The sequence below is a fragment of the Vibrio sp. Vb0598 genome (assembly GCF_033338935.1).
Taxonomy (GTDB): Bacteria; Pseudomonadota; Gammaproteobacteria; order Enterobacterales; family Vibrionaceae; genus Vibrio; species Vibrio alginolyticus.
The window spans coordinates 1-2010 of sequence record NZ_JAWOTP010000060.1 but is presented as its reverse complement, the minus strand read 5'-3'; the positions used below and the strand labels follow the sequence as shown (position 1 = coordinate 2010).

The window sequence follows — 2010 nt, the reverse complement described above, 5'->3', positions numbered from 1 at the left end:
GATCTCATCGACCACTGCAATCCAGTTAACCTTTCTGACATCTTAAAGACGTATCCGCTCATTGAGGTCACGAATGAGCGCAGAAAACACGATTGGCAAGTCTGGTCAGACGCGATAGGAGTCGCTCGTCCAAAAAACAAAAAGCCGATCACTTTTAATATGTCGATTCAAGCGGTACAGGCAACTACGCGTCGTTTGGGGGTGTTGGTGACTCACCGTTTGTTTGTGAAAGACGACATCAAGGACGGTCAGCTGATCGAACTTGGTGAACCTGTGATCAATCCTAATCAGCAGCTTTATTTTGTATGCCCACCGCATAAGCTCAAGCAAGAAAGCTTTCACCTATTGCGCTCGTGGTTAAAACAAGAATTTGCGTAACTGAGCCTGTTACTCAATACGTTAACTTGAGCTTGGTGAACTCTCGGCTAAAGTAAATAGAGTGCGAAAAAACTCAAGGATGAGGCTATGCGATTGTTTCATAGAGTAGTGATTGGGGCTTGTCTCGTTGTACCAGCAGTGGGTAATGCCAGTGACGGGGCGGAGCTTGACGAGCAAGGCATTTCAACCGCGATTATTGGAGGCCAGCAAGCGTCTCAAAATCAGCTCCCCTTCTTTGCTCGGCTAATTTTACACAAAACGGGCGACCGACAATTCGCGAATATTTGTGGTGGTTCTATCGTTAATGATCGTTTCATATTAACGGCAGCCCACTGCGTAGAATCCTCGGTTTTTACTGACGGTTGGACAGCAAATGACCTCCGTGTTCTGGTAAAAAATCCAACCATGAACGATGTTTATGTCGAAGAGTTCAAAGACGTTCGCACTATTACGATTCATCCCAACTATGATCCTAATGACCTATGGATTAATGACTTGGCGGTATTGGAGTTAACCCGACCAATTACCGATAACGTTCAGTCCATCACTCTGCCTCAAGATTTTGGCGATTACAGCGGCGAATCGGTTTATCAAATCTTTGGATTGGGACAAACGTCCACGACCGACACCAGCGGCCCGAACTATTTGCGATGGGCGGAGGTTCAACCGCTTTCTGATGCCCAATGTGCTTCTCTCGTTGTGGGGTATAACGACCAAGAAAACATTTGTGCAAATGGCTTTCCAGACCGCAGCTATACCGGAATATGTAGTGGGGACTCTGGCGGCCCACTCACCTATCAAGACAGCAACGGTATGTATCAGCAAATCGGGATTGTGAGCTACGGCTCATCCATTTGTGAGTCGGCAGCCATTCCGAGCGTCTTCACAGAGATTCTGAATTACACCTCGTGGATAGAGGCAAGAACCAGTTCTGGGGTCAAAACCGTTTATAACGCGAGCTTAGCAGCCTTAGAGGATTACCATAGTGAAGGTGATTCGGGCTTTGATCCAGAAGACACTAATGTTTCAGGATTTAGCGACAACGGCAGCGGTGGTGCAATAGGTGCAGGGTTGTTGTTCTTTGGAGGATTATTAGGGTGGCTGCGACGCAGAAAGACGACGTAACGTTTCTCTTTACTAGATAAAAATAAACGCAAAACGCTTACAACGTTTTGCGTTTCACGCGAGAGTTGATGATGTCTTCAATCAGCTTTTGCTCTTTTTTGGCTTTCTCATAATTTTGCTTGGTACGCCATCTCTCTAATACCTTTTCCAAGCCTTGAACGCGAGCGTGTTTGTGTTCTAACGTTTTTTGTACTGATGCACATTCAGCTTGCATCACCGCTTGTTCTTGCTCGTGGTGACGAAGCATTCTTTGCAGCATCTGATCAACGCGGTTGAAGTTCATCAACGCCGCGCTATTCAAAGACGGAGAGGACAACGCCGATTGACCAGCGTGTCCTTTGAGAGCTGAAAGTTGTTGCAACTGCGTTGAAAGATGATTGTGACGCTGACGCATAGCGTCGAGCTGTTGCCCGACCCTATCACGCTGCTTTTCTTCCATTTGTTGCAGTTTGCCGACCGCTTTAAGTTTGGCTTTCATCGCTGCGTTCGCTCTCTACGGTGCACCTT

General features: G+C 47.0%; 3 protein-coding genes. 2 read left to right on the top strand and 1 reads right to left on the bottom strand.

Translation table 11 applies throughout. The features are described 5' to 3' along the window. Both R7Q38_RS22850 and R7Q38_RS22845 read left to right on the top strand, forming a co-directional pair. Positions 1-378, top strand: a 378-nt coding sequence (locus tag R7Q38_RS22850; protein ID WP_318114394.1) for a LysR substrate-binding domain-containing protein, incomplete at its 5' end; no start/stop codon positions are given. A gap of 87 nt (positions 379-465) precedes the next feature. Further along, complete coding sequence (locus R7Q38_RS22845; RefSeq protein ID WP_031827344.1) at positions 466-1503, top strand: S1 family peptidase; 1038 nt, start codon at positions 466-468, stop codon at positions 1501-1503. Between the two features lie 37 nt (positions 1504-1540). On the opposite strand, the gene fliJ is transcribed toward R7Q38_RS22845, so the two are convergent. Then, positions 1541-1981, bottom strand: a complete 441-nt coding sequence (gene fliJ, locus R7Q38_RS22840; RefSeq protein ID WP_005462826.1) for a flagellar export protein FliJ — start codon at positions 1979-1981, stop codon at positions 1541-1543. Positions 1982-2010 lie beyond the last annotated feature (29 nt).

Bases quoted from the DNA above. Each gene is read 5' to 3' on its own strand.
- R7Q38_RS22845 (WP_031827344.1), top strand. From the start codon at position 466: ATGCGATTGTTTCATAGAGTAGTGATTGGGGCTTGTCTCGTTGTACCA.
- fliJ (WP_005462826.1), bottom strand. From the start codon at position 1,981: ATGAAAGCCAAACTTAAAGCGGTCGGCAAACTGCAACAAATGGAAGAA.